Below are 18918 nucleotides of genomic sequence, written 5' to 3' on the forward strand. Positions count from 1 at the left end.
TCCCGCCGTCGAGCCGTTGCTCCGCGACGAGTTCCAAGAGCTGGCCGCACTGCCGCAGCCCGACGTGGTCGCGATGCTGGGTCGGCTGAAACGTCGCCGACGGCGCCACGGTATCGGCGCCGTCGCCGGCGCCTTGGCCGTGCTCGCGATCCTCGCGGGCATCATCCTCACCGTCGGCGAATCGCCGCCCCCGCCGGCGGCCGCCACATTGCCAGCGAACCTGGCTGTCACCGGCCCGCCGCAGGTCCACTTCGTCGACGCTGACCACGGCTTCGCCCTGGCGTCCTCGTGTCCGGCCTCCGCCGGCGCTTGCGGGGTGTGGTTGGCGAACACCTCCGACGGGGGGAGGAGCTGGCAGGCGCACCAGGTCCCAGACCTGACCTATCCAAACACCGACGAGGGCGCGGAACCCCGGGTCAACCTCCGGGTACTCGACGCGTCCCGGGCAGCCCTGGACGGCTACGACGGCGACCGGCGCTGGTTCACCACCGACGCCGGTGCCACGTGGACTCAGCCGTCACCGCGCCCCGACGGCGTCGTGGACAGCATCCCAGCCAACGGTTTGGCCCAGGTCGAAAGCAACGCCGGCGGCCCGATCGGAATTGTCGTGCTGCTACCCGACGGCCGCTCGGCGCGGTTGGCTACCCCGCCGGTCGCACCGCTGATCGAGTCGATGACCGACGTTGCCTTCGGTGCCGATGGAAGCGCCTGGGTTGAAGGCGGTAATGATGACCGGTCGTGGGTGTTTGTCAGTCGCAACCGCGGCCGGTCGTGGAACGATGTCCCGCTTCCCGCGGAGGCGGCCGAGCCGGGCGTACCGCATCGCACGACCGGCCGGCTCGCCGTCCATGACGGCCGGACCGCCTTCCTGGTGGACGCGTACGGCTACCGTCTGTGGCGCACGACGGACGACGGACGACACTGGGTTGCGCTGACCGCACCGATCTCCAAACCGTCCGAAGACATCGGAATGAAGGCCACCCCCGAGGTTGACGGCGGGCTCACTGTCTTCGACATCCTGACCGGTCGCAGCTTCACGCTGCCCGGGAACGGTGAGCGGTTCGCGCCGGTCACCGCCGCGGAGCGGCGTCCATCCGACCGCATCGGCGCCCGGTTCCTCGCTGGCAGCGGCCAGAGCGGCCAGGAGCCGCCGTATTTCCACTCCTCTGATCGGCGCAGCTGGACGGAGCTGCGATTCTGACCAGCCGCCGATAGGCAGCCCGGGGCCGTCACGAGGCGAGATTTCGGAGCATCTAGAAAATCGATTGCCGAGTCGTCGGGCTTCCCGGAAGCTTGATCCTATGACGTTCTGACGGGCACACCTCATCTCCTCATCGCCCTGCGCGCCGCTGTCGCGTTGGCTGTTGTCCCGTCCGTGCTTCCCGTAGGAAGAAAGAGCGTTGTTGTCTCTGCAGAGCACCGTCGCCGTTTTCGCGTCTCCCGGCAGTTGGATCGAGTCCGATGCTGTCGAGCAGTGTCGGCAGGTCGCCGCGTTCGAAGGCATGGTGCGGGTTGCTGGCATGCCTGATCTGCACCCCGGCAAAGGGGCGCCGATCGGGGCCGCCATGCTGTCCAGCCTGCTTTATCCGCACCTTGTCGGGTCCGATATCGGGTGTGGCATCGCCGTGTTTCCCGTCTCGCTCAAGCGGGTCTCACCCGAACAACTCGCTCGGCGATTTCCCGACCTCGACCGTGAGCCCGCGGACGACGATCCCGCCTGGGACGAAATCGACGGTGAGATTCCGCTCGGCTATCGGAACGGGATCGGCACCGTCGGGCGCGGCAACCATTTCGTCGAGTTGGCCAGGGTGCAGACGGTGTTCGAGCCGGACGGGCCGCTCGTCAAGGGCCGTCTCGTGCTCATCGTCCACAGTGGCTCACGTGGTCTCGGTGAGCGCATCCTCCGCGCGCACACGGAGCTCCACGGCGCGAAGCCGACCGAGGAGCCGGAGCAGTACCTCGAGCAGCACGACGCCGCTGTGCGGTGGGGGTCGCTCAACCGGCGGCTCATCGCCGCGCGCACGTTGCGGGCCATCGGTGCACGACCCGTCGCGCCCATCGTCGACATCAGTCACAACCTCGTCGAGGTGAGGGACGGTCTTTACCTCCATCGCAAGGGGGCCGCGCCTGGCGATCAAGGGCACGTGCTGATCGCGGGTACGCGCGGAACGCTGTCGTACCTCGTCGCCGCGCACGCCGGGCCGGAGGCCAACTGGTCCGTCGCGCACGGGGCCGGGCGCAAGATGTCGCGCGCGGATGCCCTGCGGCGGGGGAAGGCGAAGCACACCGTGCAGGAGCTCCGGCGCACCAAGCTCGGCTCGATCGTGGTGTGTGGCGATCGGCAGCTGCTGTTCGAGGAGGCGCCCACCGCGTACAAGCGGATCGAGCAGGTCATCGCCGACCTCACCGACCACGGGCTGGCCACGCCGGTCGCGGCGACCGCGCCACTGGTGACCTACAAGACCAAGGACCGCTCGTGACGACCCGGCACCTGCTGATCTCCGCCGGCCGTGGTCCGCAGGAGTGCGCGTGGGCCGTCGCCCGGCTCACCCAGAGGTTGGAGGCCGACGCCGCACGAAAAGGTCTGACCATTGAACGGGTCGAGACCGTCAAAGGCGACCGGCCCGGCACCTTTCTGTCGATCCTCGTCAAAATCAGCGGCGGCAAAGCGGAAGCGCTCCTTACCGCGTGGAGCGGCACGCTGTGCTGGCAGGCGCCGAGCCCGTTTCGGCAGGGCACGAGCCGCAAGAACTGGTACGTGGTCGCCCAGCCGTGCGACCCGGACACCACCCGGACGGAGTTCGACGAGGGCGAGGTCGACGTGGTCGCCTGCCGCACCGGCGGCCCTGGTGGTCAGCGCCGCAACAAGGTCAGCACCGCGGCCCGGGCGACCCACCGCCCGTCCGGCCTGGTGATCGTGGTCGACACCGAACGCCATTTCGGCCAGAACCGCAGCCGCGCGATCGCGCTGATCCGGCACCGTCTCATGCGCGCGGACGACGCCGCCGAGCGGGCGGCGGTCGCCGCCCGCCGACACATCCACGACGAACTCGTCCGCGGCGACCCGACGCGAACCGAACGTCCATAGGTCAGACCAAAGAATCGCGGTCACGATCAGCCCGCGCGGTCCCTTCCATGCCGCGAGAGCGACCGCCGCCTTGATCAACCACGCGCGGCGACCGCAACGCGGCACCGCAATGCCTCAGCGCCGAACCACCGTCGATCCAGGCAGCATCCACCAGAATCTCCGCCTGGACGGTGCCGCCGGCTGCACACCTACGCCGCGACAGCGACTGCCGTCACGATCAGCCCAGTCGAGAGCAGATAGCGCCCCCGCAGCTCCGTCAGTGCCGGACCACCGTCGATCCGCGTGCCGTCCACCAGGATCTCCGCCCGGAAATAGTCGGCGTCGAAGGTCAGGCTGGCGTCTTCGAAGCCGAGCCAGCGGCCGGTCAGTGGGTACCACACCTTGAACACCGACTCCTTGGCGCTGAACACCAGACGTTCCCAATGCTCGCATGGCGCGTCCGCCGCGAGGCGGGCGCGCTCCCCCGGCAGCACCACCAGCGAAGCCACCCCGTCCGGGAGCGGCAGGTCCGGCTCCGCATCGATGCCGAGGCCCGCCAGGTCGGCTCGCCGAGCCACCACCGCAGCCCGGTAACCAGCACAGTGCGTGATGCTCCCGACCACCCCGGCCGGCCATAACGGCTCACGGCGCGGACCCGACAGAATCGGCACCGCCGGCACCCCGAGGCTGGCAAGGGCTTGCCGCGCACAACGGCGGGCCGTGATGAACTCGCGCCGGCGTCCCTCCACGGCGCCGGCGATCGCCGACTCCTCACCCGGAAATGGCGCCTCGTCGGGATCGTCGGTGAAGACCTCGCACGACACGGCGACCGCCGGCAGAAGCGACGAAATCACAGGATCCGCCGCAGCGGTTCCGGCGCTCCGCCGCGACGGCCCCACTCGCGCGGGTAGCCCAACGAGACCTCCTCGAACCTCACGCCGTCGTACGACGTCGACAGTGGAATGTGTAAATGTCCGTAGACCGCGGCCACAGCCCGATGGCGCAGGTGCCAGTCGCCGGTCCGGACCGTACCGCACCATTGCGCGAACTCCGGATGCCGCAGCACGTCGGTGGGTTGCCGCACCAGCGGCCAGTGGCTGACGAGGACGGTCGGCAGCGCCGGGTCCAGCTCCGCCAGCCGGCGCGAGGTCCGCTCGAGACGGTCCCAACACCAGGCCTCACGACTCGGGTACGGGTCGAAGTGCAGCAGCGCCTCGTCGGTGCAGACGATCCCGGCGGCGTACGCCCGGCGCAGCGATTCCGTCTTGTCCCGCACCCCCGGCATCCGGAACGAGTAGTCGTAGAGCACGAACAACGGCGCCACGACGGCCGGCCCGCCCGCGCCTGTCCAGATAGGATACTCGTCCTCCGGTGTGACGATGCCGTTGTCGCGGCATGCCCGTACCAGTGCGTCGTAACGGGCCGCTCCCCGCACCGGCAGCGGGTCGTCCGCGCGCGTCCACAGCTCGTGGTTGCCCGGCGTCCAGATCACCTGCCGAAACCGCGACCGCAGCGTCGCCAGCGTGTGGACGACGTCGGCGAAGATCTCGCCGACATCGCCCGCCACGATCAGCCAGTCGTCGTCGGAGCCGGGTCGGAGCCGGTCGACGATACGGCGGTTCTCCGGGTACGCGACGTGCAGGTCACTGATCGCCAGCAACGAACCGGTCACCGCAGCGTGATGGCCTGTTCCGGGCAGCTCGCGGCACCCAGTTGGGCGTCCGCCTCGAGCTCGGCGGGCACCGGGTCGACGATGACCATGGCAAGGTCGTCGTCGGACAGCTCGTACACCTCGGGTGCGTTCATGGAACAGACGCCGTGCCCCTGGCAGACGGCGAGGTCGACGGTGGCGCGCATCGTGTGCTCCTCTCAAACGGGATAACGACGGACCCGGCGGCCCGCAGCCGGGTGGCTGTAGCTGGCACCCCCGAGCCGCCGGGCCGTCACCTGCAGGGCGGCGTTGGCGCGCCGCATCCGCGCGAGCGCGACCCGATCGCCGGCCGGCGCGGTCCGCTGCACGCCGAACACCACCGTGACGGGGTCGTCGGCCTTCGGCATCCGCGGCGCGGCCAAGCGCGCGGTCGGGATCGCATAGATCAGCACGCTCCCGCCCGGGCCCAGATCGGCGGGCGTCAGCTCGCGCACCACGGCACCGATGACGCCCGCGGCGTGCCGTCCCGGCAGGAAGACGTTGGCCCGCGGGTGGGCGTCGCCCTGCCATGAGCCGGTGGCCCGGGCCTGGTCGACGAGCGGATCGAGCCGGTGTACGAACTCCGCCGCCGACACTTTCTCGGTCGTGACCTCGGCGGCGGCGAGATCGTCCAGCGGCGCGGGATCGGCGGCCGCCGCGTCGATGACGAAGCTCCAGCCCTGGCCGGCCCACAACGCCTGGCCGACGAAGTGGTCGAACCGGGGCGCCGCGATCAACCGGTGCTGGTCGTCGAGAAAGGGACCGAGACTCGGGTACGCGAGCCGGTGGCGCACGACCGCCGCGGCCACCGGATGCAGGGTGAGGGTGGCGGCGGTGATGATGCCGTGGGCGCCCTGGGTGCCGCGGACGGCGTCGAACAGCCCGCCTGCGGAGCAGGTGACGAGGTCGCCGGCGGGCGTCACGACATCGAGCGCGATAACGTTGTCGGCCACGCTCCCGTGCCGATGACTGGCGCCACCCACACCACCGGCGGCGATGGTGCCACCGACGGTGAGGTCGAGATAGTCGGGCAGCACCGGGGGCGCGAGACCCAGGGGCAGGGTGACGGCGACGACGTCCCGCCAGCGCGCCCCGGCCTCGACACGCACGCTCGAAACCGGCGGCGCGGAACCTGCCGCCGCCGACGTGGGCTCAGAGATTACGGAACCGACCGACGCCAAGGCCGTCAGGGAGATCACGACACCGCCGGCAGTCAGGGTTTGGGCGTCGACCGTGTGGCCCGCACCCCGTACCACGACCGGCACCCCCGTCGCGCGGCCGCGCCGGACCATCGCCGCGACATCGGCCGCGTGCGCCGGCTCGAAGACCGCTCGCGGCCGCCGCACCGTCTGCCGGCCGAAGTCCACCGACGCCGCGTCCAGCAATGCCGCGTCCGTGTGGAGCTGGCCCACGAGCCGGGGCACGGCTTCCCCACCCTGCCCCGGCCCGTGGGTGGCCATCTCAGCTACCGAACCCGTACGAGCCGATGATCTTCGCCTCGTTCGCGTCCGGGGCGCCGGCCGCCCGCTCGCCGAAGCCCTTCTGGAACTCCTGGAACGCCGGGAAGTCCGTCAGGGCCGCGCCTTCCGCCATCTGTCCGACGTGGACAAAAGTCACGCCATCACCCAGGCGGAAGGAGGCGTACGAGATGCCTTCCGGTGCTTTCGATGCAAGCTCCGCGAAGACGCCCTCGATCAGGCGCTGGTTGTCGTCGGCGGTGTCCGGACGCATCTCGTAGCGGATCACGAATGCCTTGCTCACGCTGACCTCTTTCGTCGACGGTCGGGTCGCGGTCAATTATCCGTGCCCTGTGGACGGAGGCTCTCCGTGACGTGCTCCGAGAGCGCCGCCACCGTCGGTTTGGCCCAGAGGATCGTCGGCGGCAGGTCCAGGCCGTACCGACGCTGCAGGCGGACCCGCAGCGCCACCGTCATCACCGAGTCGACGCCCAACTCCACCAGCGGGCGCTTCAGCTCGATGTCGGCCGCCTCCAGGTTGAGCTCGGCCGCGACCTGCTCGCGGACGTCGGCGGTGACCCGCTCACGGGCCTCGGCCTCAGGCAGGCTGCCCAGGTCGATCGTGAACCGCTGCCCGCCGACCTCGGTGTCGACCGGGTCCGCCGTGGTCAGCTCGCGGAACATCGGCAGCCGCGGCGTGTCCGCCGGCAGCGGCAGCACGTGCAGCACCGCCTGGTAGCTCGCCTGGAACCGGTCCGCGAACGACCAGGCCCGGAACGCGTCGGTGACGCTGACCGAACCCAGACCGCGGGAGTTGGCCTCCACCATCGTGGTGGCGATGTCGGCCGACATGCCGACGCCGTGCCACGCCGACCAGCCCATGCTGCGCGTCTCGTGGTGCCCGCCGCTGTTGCGGTGGGCCGCGAGCGCGTCCAGGAACGAGTTGCCCGCCGCGTAGCTGGCCTGGCCCGACAGCCGGGCGAACTGGCCGCACGAGGAGAACAGCACGAAGAAGTCGAGCGATCCCGGCGGGAAGAGCCGGTGCAGCACCATCGGACCGTTGACCTTGGGACCGAGCACGTCCCGCAGGCCCGCCAGGTCGACGTTGTCGACCAGGTCGCTGTTGACGACACCGGCGGCGTGCACGATGCCGCGGATGGGTGGCAGGCCGAGCGCGCCGGGCGCCAGCGTCGCGGCCACCTGCTCGGCGTCGGTGATGTCGAGCGCCACGACGGCGACCGTCACCCCCAGCGCCTCGATCGCGAGGACGCTCTCGATCTGCCGCCGCACCGCCGGATCCGTGACCGCCGGCCACTCCGCCCGCGGCGGCAGGCCACGCCGGCCGGCCAGCAGCAGCCGCCGGGCGCCCCGGTCGACCAGCCACTTCGCCACCTCGAGACCGAGCGCCCCGAGACCGCCCGTGATCAACACGGTGCCGGACGGCGAGCACTGCAGCGGTGTGCCGTCGGCGCTGCGCTCGATCGGGGTCAGCCGCGCCGCCTCGGCGCCGGAGTCCGTCAGCGCGATCACGTCCTCCGCGCCCGCCGCCGCCCGCATGATCTCGAGCAGCGCCGGCCCCGTGGCGGCGTCGACACCGGCCACGTCGACCGCGCCACCCCAGATCTCGGGGTGCTCGCCGGCGATGATCCGGGCGAGGCCCCAGAGCGGGCCGTGCGCGACCGACCGCTCGTCGGTGGCGTCGCGCACCCCCTGCGTCAGGCACCAGACCCGCTGCGGCGCGGCCGTACCGACCTCGACCAGTTGCTGCACGGTGCGCAACAGGGTCCGGGACACCCGCTCGGCCGCGGCTTCGAGCCCCTCACCGTCGCGGTCGAGCGCCGGCACGACCAGGACCACGCCGGGCTTCGTGAACAGGTCCGGCCGCAGGTCGACCTGACCACTGACCGGGTCAGGCTCCGGAACCACATGCACCACGGGTACGCCGGCCGCGGCGAACTGGCTGGCGAACGGCCCGGCGTCGCCGACCAGCACCACCTGCTCGATGGTGTGCGAGGCGGTGTCGGTCGGCAGCGGCCGCCAGGCGATCTCGTACACCAGGTCTCGGGGAAGGACGGCCGCGCCCAGGTGCTCGACAGCCGCGAAGCGCAGGCCGATCACCTCGCAGACGACGGTGCCGGACTCGTCGGCCACCCGGACGTCGACGGTGTCGTGCGGCGACTTCCGCGAGCGGGTGCTGTGCACGATGATCCGGGCCGGCGGTACGCCGTCGAAGGCGACCTTCTCGATCGACCGCGACATCCACAGCGTCTCCGCCCGCGGCGGCGCCACCACGACGGCACTGATGGTCAGCGCGCCGTCGATCACGTGGGCCCAACTGCTGGCCCGGTCGGCGTCGCGCTCGATGGTCAGGATGGCCAGTTGCTCGTCGTCGTCGCGGCGCAACTCGTCGAGATCCCACGGGAACGCGTACCCCTCGACGCCCATCTGCCGGAAGTTGTCGTCGACGTGCTGCCAGGAGCCGACGGGCAGGTTCGACCGCAGGGCCTCCGCGTCGACGAAGCCGCTCGGGGGCGGTGCGGTCGAGTCGAGCGCGGCCGTCGTGTGGGTGATCCACTCGTCGCCGTCGTCGGCACCGCTGGGCACGCGGGTGGCCAGCGAGATCGTCCGGCCCTCGCGGACGATCTGGACGATCCGGGGAGGTTCCACGGCAAGCGGCGTACGCAGCATCACGTCGGTCACGGTCGCCGGGCGGTCGTCGTCGCCCGCCGCGGCGAACGAGTTGATGATCGACGCCGCCGGCGTGACCTCGACGCCCACCAGGCCGTGGCTCTGCGGGTACGGCCGGCTGTCGAGGTCGAGGTAGGTCTGCCAGACCTGCCGCGACGGCGCGCCGCTGACCGTGATCCGCCCGCCGAGCAGGCTGTGGCTGGCCGGGTCGTGACCGCCGCCCAGGCCCGCCTCACCGTCGGCGCCGTCCGGGAAGATCCAGTAGGCCCGGTGCTGCCAGACCGCCGCCGGCAGGTCGAGCAACGCCCCGCCGCCGTGCTGCTTGGACCAGTCGACCACGGCGCCGTACGCGAAGAGCTTGGCGAGGTTTCCGAGCAGCGTCTCCCCCTCGGGGGCGTTGCGCCGCAGCGTCCCGGTGACGACCGCCTCGTCCAGGTCGCGCTCGTGCAGCGCCTCGCTGATCGAGTGGGCGACCACCGGATGCGACGAGATCTCGGCGAACAGCCGGTGCCCGTCGTCGATCGCCGCCGCCACCGCCGCGGCGAACCGCACCGGCTCCCGCAGGTTGGCCACCCAGTAGAGGCTGTCCCGGGGTACGCCGGACCGGGCGTCGGCCAGCGCGGTCGAGTAGAGCGGCACCGCCGGCGGCCGCGGCAACAGCGCCCGGGCCGCCGCCCCGACCTCGTCGACGACGGCGTCGACGTGACGGCTGTGGAACGCGACCGTCGAGTCGACCACCCGCATCTCGACACCGTCGGCGCGCCAGCGCTCGACGAGCGCGTCGACAGCGTCCTTGTCGCCGGACACGACGGTGGACTGTGGACTGGCTGAGATCGCCGCCTCGACGCCGTCGACGCCGACCAGCCGGCTGACGACCTCGTCGAACGGCAGGCTGGCCATCGCCATCGCGCCCAGGCCCTCCAGGCGCTGCAGGGCGGCGGCGCGGCGGCAGGCGAACCGGGCCGCCTCGTCACGACCCAGCGCGCCTGCCGCCACGGCCGCGGCGATCTCGCCGACCGAGTGGCCGATCACCGCCGCCGGCTCGACGCCCCGGCTGCGCCACACCTCGGCCAGACCGACCTGGATCGCGAACGTGAGCGCCTGGATGTGCGCGGCCGTCCACGGGCCGCCGGACACGATCGCCTCGCGCGGGGTCCACCCGAGCTCGGCCCGGAAGATGTCGCCCAGGTCGTCGATGGCGGCCGCGAAGACCGGCTCCTCGGCCAGCAGCTCGCGGCCCATGCCGGACCACTGCGCGCCGTGGCCGGAGAACACCCAGACCACCCCGGACTCCTGACCGACACCGGTACGCGCGACCGTCGCACCCGGCATGCTGCCGCCGTCGGCGACGAGGCGGAGTCGCTCCTCGAGCTGGGCGGTGGAGCCGGCCACGACGGCGGCGCGGTGGGACAGGTGCGACCGGCGGTGGGCCAGCGTGTGGCCGACAGCGGCGAGATCCGTCTCGGCGGTCAACCGGTCGGCCACCTCGCCGGCGAGCGCCCGCAGCCCGGCATCGGACATCGCCGACAGCGGGTACACCGCGGGCCCGGCCGGCGCGGTCTTCTGCTGAGGTGGCGGCGGAGGCGCCTCCTCGAGGATCAGGTGGGCGATCGTGCCACCGACGCCGTAGCTGGAGACGCCGGCCCGGCGCGTCCGCTCGCCCGCCGTCCACGGGGTGTTCTCGGCGACCAGGTGCAGGCCCGTTCCCGGCCCCGCCACCTCTGCGATCGGCTCGCGGTGCAGGCTCGGCGGGAGTTGCTGCTTCTGCAGGGCCAGCACGGTCTTGATGACGCCGGTGATGCCGGAGCCGCCCTCGACGTGGCCGACGTTCGGCTTCACCGAGCCGATCAGCAGCGGGCGGTCGGCGGGGCGACCCGGGCCGAACACGTTGGCGATGGCCTCGATCTCCTTGCCGTCGCCCATCGGCGTACCCGTGCCGTGCGCCTCGATGTAGTCGACCGTGACCGGATCGACACCGACCCGCTCGTACGCCGAACGCAGCATGTGCTCCTGTGCCTCGGCGTTGGGCGCCATCATGCCGTCGGAGCGGCCGTCCTGGAACACGACGCTGCCGAGGATGACCGCCTTGACGGGGTCGCCGTCGCGGACGGCGTCGGAGAGCCGCTTCAGCACCACGACGCCCGCGCCTTCGCCCCGCCCGTACCCGTCGGCGTCCTTGTCGAATGCCTTGCTGCGGCCGTCGGGCGAGAGCGCGCCGGTCGCCTCGAGCGCCACGTTCAGCGCCGGCGTGGCCATCAGGTTCATCCCGCCGACGATGACGACGGGCGTCTCGCCGGAGCGCAGGCTCTGGCAGCCCACGTGCAGGGCGGTCAGCGAGCCGGCGCAGGCCGTGTCGACCGCGACGCTCGGGCCGCGCAGATCGAGGAAGTACGACACCCGGTTGGCGATGCCGTAGTACGTGGTCCCGTTGACCGCGTACGCCCCGGTGCGCGGGATGTCCTCGAGCAGCCGGCGGCCGTAGTCGTTGGAGTTGGCGGCGACGAACACCCCGGTGTCGGTGCCGCGCAAGGCGAGCGGCTGCAGGCCGGCGTCGGCCAGCGCCTCCCACGACAGCTCCAGCATGAACCGCTGCTGCGGGTCGAGGTATTCGGCCTCGCGCGGGGAGATGCCGAAGAAGTCGGCGTCGAAGCCCTCGATGTCGTCCAGATAGGACCCACGCGTCGTGGTGTCCCGCATGAGGGCGGTGGCTTGTGGGCTGGCAGCGGCGTAGGGCTTCCAGCGCTTCTCCGGCATGTCGCCGATGGCGCTGCGGCCGTCGACGAGGAACCTCCAGAACCTGTCCAGTGTGGTCAGGTCCGGGGCGAACCGGCAACTCATACCGATGATGGCGATGGCCTCGTCGGTTGCGGCGTTCTGCGTCAAGTCGCGCACCTCTTCAATTCACCCGAACGGCATGGAAGGCGGGCCGCCCCTCTACCGCAACAGATTCGGCCGCGCCGCGTGGAGCGGACAACTTCTGTCGTGCGGCGCGGCCGGTCGGCGCTGGTGACGCCGCCGCAGACCGCATTCCGCAAGACGACGGGGGCGCTCGGGCGTCCATACGCTGCGGCCATGACGGAGCTCTCGACCATGTCCGGATTCGTGCCCTGGCCCGCCGAAGCGGCCGCCCGGTACGTCGCGGCGGGCTACTGGGAAGGTCGCGCGATCGGCAGCCACATCGCCGACTCGGCGCGCGCCCGGCCCGACGCGGTGTGTCTGGTCGACGGCCCGATGCGGATGACGTACGGGGAGCTGATGGCGCGGGCCGACGGCGCGGCGGCCCGGCTGGCCGGGCTCGGCATCGGTGCCGGGGACCCGGTGGTGATCCAGCTGCCCAACCGCTGGGAGCACACCGTGCTGACGGTGGCGTGCTTCCGGCTGGGGGCGCTGCCGGTCTGGACGATGCCGCAGCACCGCGAGCACGAGCTGGCGGGAGTGCTGGGCCACACGGGGGCGCGGGCGATCGTCGTACCCGATGTTTACAAGGGATTCGATCACCAGGAGCTGGCGCACTCGCTCGACGTGCCGCACGTTCTCGTCGCGGGCTCCGAGGTGCGGGCTGGCAGCGTCAGTGTCGCCGAGCTGTGTGCGCCGGGCGACGTCTCCTTCGACGCGGACCCGCCCGACGGCACGCACATCGCCACGTTCCTGCTGTCCGGTGGCACCACGGGCCTGCCCAAGCTGGCGCCGCGGACGCACAACGACCTCAGCTACTCGGTCAAGCGGATGGTGGAGCTGTGCGGGTTCGGACCGGAGACGGTGTATCTCGCGGTGCTGCCGCTGGGGCACGGCTTCGTCAACACGGGCCCGGGCGTGCTGGGCACGCTGATCGCCGGTGGCCGGGTGGTGCTGTCGCCGTCGCCGGCGCCGGAGGTGGCGTTCCCGCTGATCGCGCGCGAACGGGTGACCGCGACGTCGACGGTGCCGGCGATCGTGCAGCGCTGGCTCGCGCACGCCGGCGACGCCGACCTGTCGTCGCTGCGGCTCGTACAGGTCGGCGCGGCCCGGCTCGCGCCGGAGGTGGCGGCGCGGATCCGGCCTTCGTTGGGTGGGGCGCAGCTCCAACAGATCTTCGGGATGGCCGAGGGCCTGGTCTGCGTCACCCGGCTCGACGATCCCGACAAGATCGTGCACCACACGCAGGGCCGCCCGATCTCGCCGGCGGATGAGATCCGGGTGGTCGACGAGGCCGGCGCCCCGGTGGCGCCGGGCTCGCCCGGCCTGCTGCTGGCCCGCGGCCCGTGCACGCCGCGCGGCTACTACGGCTCGCCAGAGATCAACGCCCGCGCGTACGTGGGCGACGGCTGGTACAACACGGGCGACGTCGTGCGCCAGGTGGCGGGCGGCAACCTGGTGGTGGTCGGCCGCGAGAAGGACGTGGTGAACCGCGGCGGCGAGAAGATCACGGCGGAGGAGGTGGAGACCTTCGCGCTGCGCTTGCCGAGCGTGGCCCAGGCGGCGGTGGTCGCGATGCCGGACCACGACTTGGGCGAACGGATCTGCCTGTTCGCGGTGGCGACCCCAGGCGAAACGGTCCGGCTACCGGACATCCGCGCCTCCCTGTTGGCGTCGGGGTTGGCGCGCTTCAAGCTCCCGGAGCGCCTGATCGTGGTCGACACACTCCCTCTGACCGGCGTCGGCAAGGTCGACAAGAAGGCCCTGCGGGGCCGCCTTTAAGCCGCAGCGACCCCACCTCGTCGAGCTACCTCCAGGCGGGGTCGCCGTAGACGGACCAGCGCACGATGGTCCCGTCGGCGCGACGACAGCGACGGAGTTATGCGCCGTCGCGCCACGCCCGCCGGTTCAGTTTTATACATCAACTTCGGCTGACTGCTAGAGTTCGCGACGTGACCGAAGAGGAAAGTGTGGTCTCGGCATTGGCCGAGGGCGGGATCATTCCCGTGCTGCAGTGGGCCGCTGGGTCGGCGCACGCGCGGGCGTGGGCGGATTTCGATCCCGAAACTGGCCACGACCAGGCCGTGCTCGGATACACCGCGCACAAGCTTCTGGTCGACCGGCAGGACCGCGTATTCCGGCTGGGTCGCTACCTCCTCACCGACGGCGAAGACTCAGGCAACGAGGACACCGGTCAAGACGTACTGCGCGCCGGCTTGGCCCCGACGGAACAGGACGGTCTGCCGCACCGCGACGGCGTGGAGCGGGCGGACGTCAGCGGCTCGCCTGCGTGGCGGTTCGGTCGGTATCGGTGGTTTCCGACCGCATTCGACTTCGGCAAGGTCAACGAGCTGTCTTGGGCTAGGAAGAGCCCCACGAAGCAACGGATCGCCGCTCAGCTGAAGTCGGCGAACCCGGATCAGATCCTGCTGCCGTACACCTATGACCAGCCGCTCGGGCAGGCCCTTGACGAGATGACTCTCGGCGAGCTGATGGCGGCGAACGCCGCCGCCATGATCGATGTGATCCTCGCCCACAGCGTCGACCCGCACACCGGCGCGACCGAGCTCTACCTGGGGCGGGCGCGGCTCAACTCCGATGGCGGGCCCGCCTGGCACTGGCTACGGCCCCTGCACCGCACCGACGGCGGCGACGGCGCCCGCGCGACCGCGCCTCAGCAGACCCCGCCCACCCGTGGTGTCGAGGTCCCGGACGCGCCCGTGCGTCTGCGGCCCCGTGTCGCTGGTGGCGAGGCCTCCGGGGAGCCGACAGGCGCATGAACAGCGCACCACCGCCGCCCGCGCGGCTCGCCGACGCCGCGCGGCTGTTCAACGGGCGCCGCCTCACCCTTGCCCGGCAGGTCGCCGGGCTACGCAAGAATGGGTTGGCCGACCTCATCGGGAAGACACCGACCGCGGTCGCAGGGTACGAAAACGGCTCGAAAAGGCCGGCTTCGGCGACCGTCGCCCAGCTCGCCCTGGCGTTGAAGGTCGAGCCGTCGTTCTTCATCGGCGGTGACTCCCCTCAGAACCCGGTGCCCACGCCACACTTCCGATCGCTGCGCTCCACGACACAGCTGATCCGCGACCAGGCCCACGCCTACGGCTGCCTGGCAGCCGACGTCGCCGCGTCCCTGGAGAAGTACGTCGAGCTGCCCAGTCGTGACGTCCCGCGATACCCGGTGCCGCCGGAGGAGATCGCCGTCGGGCAACCAGAACACGCCGCCATGCAGCTCCGCGGTGACTGGGGACTGGGTAGCGGGCCGGCGGGACATCTGATCCGGCTGCTGGAGAACCACGGCGTCCTGGTGGTCTACTCCCTCGCCCAGTCCGCAGCCGTGGACGCCTTCTCCATCGAGGCCGGCAACCGACCGATCGTCCTGCTCAATCCGGTCAAGCAGGACTACTACCGGCAACGCTTCGACGTCGGCCACGAACTCGGCCACCTGGTCATGCACGGCGACTCCGAACCCGGCAGCAAGATTGTCGAGGACCAAGCCCACCGGTTCGCCGCCGAATTCCTCATGCCCGCCGACACGATTGTCGACGAGCTCCCGACCCGGGCCGACTGGACCACCCTGTTCGACCTCAAGGAACGGTGGGGCGTCAGCCTCCAGGCACTGCTCATGCGCTGCCGCCAGCTCAAGGTGATGACCGAGACCACTTACCAGAAGGCGATGGTCACCCTCTCTGCCCGCGGGTGGCGCCGCCGCGAGCCCGGCGAAGGGACCGCCACCGAACACCCGTCCCTGCTCGCGCGAAGCGTCGAGCTACTCGAAGAAGCTGGCTATGCGACCCGCACCCTCGCCGCCCAAGCGCGGGTACCGATCGACATCTTCAGTACCGCCACCGCGCGGCGGCCGGCACTAGATCAGATGCACCTGTCGCATATCCGGGCCGCTTCCACAGACAGCACTAAACCCTCCGGCGCTGATCAGGCGGCCGACGTCACGAAGCTCCATCTGGCAACGATGCAACGCGGAGAACACGTCCAACCAGAACGTCAACTCTCCTAGATCGCGGAGGGCCACATGGCTACGGGAGACATTCACACCAGCAAGAACGGCGACCGGTGGGCCAACGGGACATGGCGACCGACCGGGAAGTTGAACACGTGATTCACACGCAGAACGGAACGATCGCCGAGCGCAACACGTACCCCTGGAGCCGCGACCCGCACCGCTCGAAGGGTTGACAGGCAACTTCGCAGCAAGCCCGGCTCTCTAGGAAACCGGGCCTTCGCCTGTAAAGGCGAGCGCGCAGTGCCGAGTCAGGGGCGGTGGGCGCGCAGGATCAGCGATACACCCGGCAGGGAGCGCACCGGCAGCACCCGTTCCGCCGCTACGACTGCGCCCAACAGTGCGTTTACCGGGGCGATGGGTGGGTCGTCGATGTCGCTGCCCGTCGAGCGCGTGCGGTAGAGCGCGATCAGCGGTCTCAGCAGCACGTTCCAGCTCCACACCTCGTCGACCACCAACCCCGACCCCGCGATCACCGACGTCAAACCCGCGCGGTCGTAGCGCCGGACGTGGTTTACCGCCTCGTCGTGGGGCGACCATAGGCGCATGTCCGCCGGCACCGTGATCAGTGCCGTGCCGCCCGGGCGGAGCACCCGAAACATCTCCGCCGCCGCCACCCCGTCCTCCTCGATGTGCTCGAGGATCTCGAAGGCCGTCACCAGGTCGAAGCTTTCCGCGGCCCATGGCAGGTCGCGGGCATCCGCCACATGGGCGTCCAGGCCGCGGGCACGGGCGATCTCCACCGCCGTCGGCGAGAGGTCGGCCACCACCGTGCGCCAGCCGTGCGAGACGAGCACCCGGCTGTTGCCGCCGCCGGCCGCGCCGATGTCGAGAGCACGGCCCGGCGGCGGCCCCAGGCGGCGCAACTCCCGGGCGAGGATCCGGCGCTTCTCCCGGAACCACCAGTGCCGGTCCTCCACATCGGACAACCGCTGGATCTCCGTCGACCTCATCGACCCGCCCCGCACGAGTAGAGCATCGCGTCGGCGAAGTTCGGGATCGGCAGCATCTGCTCGGGGTCGAACTCGCTGCCGCCGTAAGCAGACGGGGGCACGACCGCGCAGTTCGACTCGACCCAGGCCACCCTCTGCTGCTGGATCTCACCACCCATGCCGGCGATCCCGCCCAGCCGCGGACCACCCGGCGCGGCCGAGACCACGAAACGGAGGTCCCCGTCGGCCACCAGCCGGTCCAGTTGCGCCACCGACGGCGCGTTGTCGGCGCCGAGATAGCCGCCCATCCCGATGACCATGTGGTCGCTCTGGATGATGAACGCACCCGCGACCAGCCCGCCGCCCTCGACCGCCAGCTTGATCTCCGCGTCGCCCGAGTTGGCCACGGCGTAGTCGAGCATCTGCCGCATCAACGGATACAGCGTCGGACCGCCGATGCCACCACCGCGCGGCGGTCCCGTCGGCAAATTCGAGAAGTCGGGCAGCTCGACACCCGGCGGCAGCAGCAGCCCCGGCGGCGGCTCCATCCCGGGCGGCGGCTCCATGCCCGGCTCGATGCCGGGCGGCAACGACGGGAACTCCACGTCCGGGCCGAGCTCACCCCGGAGCAGCGCCATGAAGGCGGTGTTCGGCGGGCCCGCGGACGGGAAACCGCCGTTGGTGCCGTGCTCGATCGCTGTGCCGGCCGACCACACGGCCGGAGTGAACAGCGCGGCGACGACACCGACCGCCAGCCCGCCCCGCGCCAGGCCCGGCCGGGCCCGCCCGAGCACCAGACCCACGACGGCGACCGCGCCCAGGCCCACCACGACCCACCGCGTCCACCCGTGCCAGTGCGCGTCGCGGCCGCTCAACGCCACCGCCCAAACCACGGTCACGGCGACACCCAACGGCAGCAGCAGCCACCCGCGCCCGGCAGAAGACCGATAACGGTTCCACAGCAAGGCGATGCCGGCGGCCGCCACCACCGCGACGGGCGGGCCCAGGAACGCGGTGTAGTAAGGGTGCCAGATGCCCTGCACGAAGCTGAACACCAGGATCGTCACCAGCAGCCAACTCCCCCACGTCAGCCAGCCGTTGTTGTCGAGGCGGTCGCCGGGCACCCGGTCCCAGATCCGGCGGTAGCCAGCCGCGCCCACCAGCGCGAGCACCAGCAGGCAGAGCGGCAGCAGCCAGGAGATCTGCCCACCGACCTCGTGGATGAACATGCGGCCGATGTCGGCGTTGCCGCCGGACATGCCGACGATGCCGAGCGCCACGTTGATGCCCGACCCGTTGTAGGTCTGCCCGAAGTCGAAGATCTTGCCGAACCCGTTGTAGCCGAACACGACGTCCAGCGCGGTGCCGTCGAGGCTCGCGCCCATGTAGGGCTTGCGACCCGGCCACACGTCGTGCAGCACCGGCCACCAGAACGAGGCGACCGTGAGCACCCCGCCGGCAGCCAGCAGGTCGGTGATCCGCCGCCGGATCGAGCCGGTGCTGGCGAGCAGGAACGCCAGCGCGAAGCCCGGCACGATGATCCAGGCTTCCATCCACTTGGTGACGAACCCGCACCCGATCAGAAAGGCCGAGAACAACAGCCATCGGGTACGACCACCCGCCGATCCACTGTAGATAGAGCGCGTAAAGGCGTACGTGGCCGCCACCATCAGCAGCACCAGCAGCGCGTCGGTGTTGTTGTCGCGGTTGATGGCCACCGTGATCGGCGTGAGCGCGAAGATGAGCGCGGCGAGCAGCGCGACGTTCTCGCCCTTCCACATCCGCACCGTGCGGTGCAGCAGGAAGACGGCCAGCACACCCTCCAGCACCTGCGGCAGGATCACCGACCAGGGCGTGAAGCCGAAGATCGCGATCGAGATCGCCTGCGGCCAGAGCGCCATCGGTGGCTTGTCGGTGGAGATGACGCCGTACGGGTCGAACGCCCCGAACAGGAAGTGGTTGAAGCTCTGCGTCATCGACTTGGCCGCGGACGCGTAGTAGGAGTTGCCGTAGTCGCTCGCCCCGATGTCCCACGCGTAGAGCAGACCGGCGAGCGCGCAGATGCCGACGAGCGCGCCGATCTGGGCCGGGCTCGCCCGCCGCCGTGGTGCTGGCGCGGGTTCACCGGTCGGCGTCGGCGCCAGGGGCGGGCGCTGGGCCACGGACGTCAT

Annotated in this window: 14 protein-coding genes; 6 read left to right on the forward strand and 8 right to left on the reverse strand. The window is 71.1% G+C overall.

The genetic code is table 11. The features are described 5' to 3' along the window. Positions 1-16 precede the first annotated feature (16 nt). The 3 genes from Asi02nite_RS08085 to prfH all read left to right on the forward strand — a co-directional run bounded on the left by Asi02nite_RS08085 (position 17) and on the right by prfH (position 3088). The gene (locus Asi02nite_RS08085) at positions 17-1201 is read left to right on the forward strand and encodes a beta propeller repeat protein (RefSeq protein WP_203711544.1); all 1185 of its coding nucleotides are present in this window, start codon (positions 17-19) and stop codon (positions 1199-1201) included. A 202-nt stretch (positions 1202-1403) separates the two neighbouring features. Beyond that, entirely contained in the window at positions 1404-2480 is a 1077-nt protein-coding gene (locus Asi02nite_RS08090) for an RNA ligase RtcB family protein (protein WP_373312184.1), read from the forward strand. Continuing rightward, complete coding sequence (gene prfH, locus Asi02nite_RS08095; RefSeq protein ID WP_203711546.1) at positions 2477-3088, forward strand: peptide chain release factor H; 612 nt, start codon at positions 2477-2479, stop codon at positions 3086-3088. Before Asi02nite_RS08090 ends, prfH begins: the two co-directional genes overlap by 4 nt. Positions 3089-3276: 188 nt before the next feature. Here prfH and Asi02nite_RS08100 read toward each other — a convergent pair whose 3' ends face one another. Genes Asi02nite_RS08100 through Asi02nite_RS08125 form a run of 6 tightly spaced genes read right to left on the reverse strand, consistent with a single transcriptional unit; the run spans position 3277 to position 11785 of the window. Beyond that, positions 3277-3891: a 4'-phosphopantetheinyl transferase family protein gene (locus Asi02nite_RS08100; protein WP_239126562.1), complete on the reverse strand. Its 615-nt coding sequence runs from the start codon at positions 3889-3891 to the stop codon at positions 3277-3279. Positions 3892-3917: 26 nt separating this feature from the next. Next, positions 3918-4766 carry a metallophosphoesterase family protein gene (locus Asi02nite_RS08105; protein WP_373312190.1) on the reverse strand — a complete coding sequence of 283 codons (849 nt, stop codon included), beginning with the start codon at positions 4764-4766 and terminating at the stop codon, positions 3918-3920. Further along, positions 4736-4924 carry a ferredoxin gene (locus tag Asi02nite_RS08110; RefSeq protein WP_203711548.1) on the reverse strand — a complete coding sequence of 63 codons (189 nt, stop codon included), beginning with the start codon at positions 4922-4924 and terminating at the stop codon, positions 4736-4738. The genes Asi02nite_RS08105 and Asi02nite_RS08110 overlap by 31 nt, the downstream gene beginning before the upstream one ends. Before the next feature lie 12 nt (positions 4925-4936). Continuing rightward, positions 4937-6217, reverse strand: coding sequence for an FAD-binding protein (locus Asi02nite_RS08115; protein WP_203711549.1), 1281 nt, complete (start codon positions 6215-6217; stop codon positions 4937-4939). A gap of 1 nt (position 6218) precedes the next feature. Continuing rightward, positions 6219-6503, reverse strand: coding sequence for a hypothetical protein (locus tag Asi02nite_RS08120; protein ID WP_203711550.1), 285 nt, complete (start codon positions 6501-6503; stop codon positions 6219-6221). 47 nt (positions 6504-6550) lie between these two features. Continuing rightward, complete coding sequence (locus tag Asi02nite_RS08125; RefSeq protein WP_203711551.1) at positions 6551-11785, reverse strand: type I polyketide synthase; 5235 nt, start codon at positions 11783-11785, stop codon at positions 6551-6553. Between the two features lie 189 nt (positions 11786-11974). On the opposite strand from Asi02nite_RS08125, the gene Asi02nite_RS08130 reads away from it, so the two are divergent. The 3 genes from Asi02nite_RS08130 (at position 11975) to Asi02nite_RS08140 (ending at position 15812) form a co-directional block, all read left to right on the forward strand. Beyond that, positions 11975-13579 carry a (2,3-dihydroxybenzoyl)adenylate synthase gene (locus tag Asi02nite_RS08130; protein WP_203711552.1) on the forward strand — a complete coding sequence of 535 codons (1605 nt, stop codon included), beginning with the start codon at positions 11975-11977 and terminating at the stop codon, positions 13577-13579. 170 nt (positions 13580-13749) lie between these two features. Beyond that, positions 13750-14577 carry a hypothetical protein gene (locus tag Asi02nite_RS08135; RefSeq protein ID WP_203711553.1) on the forward strand — a complete coding sequence of 276 codons (828 nt, stop codon included), beginning with the start codon at positions 13750-13752 and terminating at the stop codon, positions 14575-14577. Then, the gene (locus tag Asi02nite_RS08140) at positions 14574-15812 is read left to right on the forward strand and encodes a helix-turn-helix domain-containing protein (protein WP_203711554.1); all 1239 of its coding nucleotides are present in this window, start codon (positions 14574-14576) and stop codon (positions 15810-15812) included. The genes Asi02nite_RS08135 and Asi02nite_RS08140 overlap by 4 nt, the downstream gene beginning before the upstream one ends. Before the next feature lie 254 nt (positions 15813-16066). Here the strand turns inward: Asi02nite_RS08140 and Asi02nite_RS08145 are convergent, their stop codons facing one another. Both Asi02nite_RS08145 and Asi02nite_RS08150 read right to left on the reverse strand, forming a co-directional pair. Beyond that, entirely contained in the window at positions 16067-16768 is a 702-nt protein-coding gene (locus Asi02nite_RS08145; RefSeq protein ID WP_203711555.1) for a class I SAM-dependent methyltransferase, read from the reverse strand. Next, positions 16765-18918: an ArnT family glycosyltransferase gene (locus Asi02nite_RS08150; RefSeq protein WP_203711556.1), complete on the reverse strand. Its 2154-nt coding sequence runs from the start codon at positions 18916-18918 to the stop codon at positions 16765-16767. Before Asi02nite_RS08150 ends, Asi02nite_RS08145 begins: the two co-directional genes overlap by 4 nt.

It is taken from the genome of Asanoa siamensis, assembly GCF_016862555.1.
GTDB classification, from domain to species: Bacteria; Actinomycetota; Actinomycetes; order Mycobacteriales; family Micromonosporaceae; genus Asanoa; species Asanoa siamensis.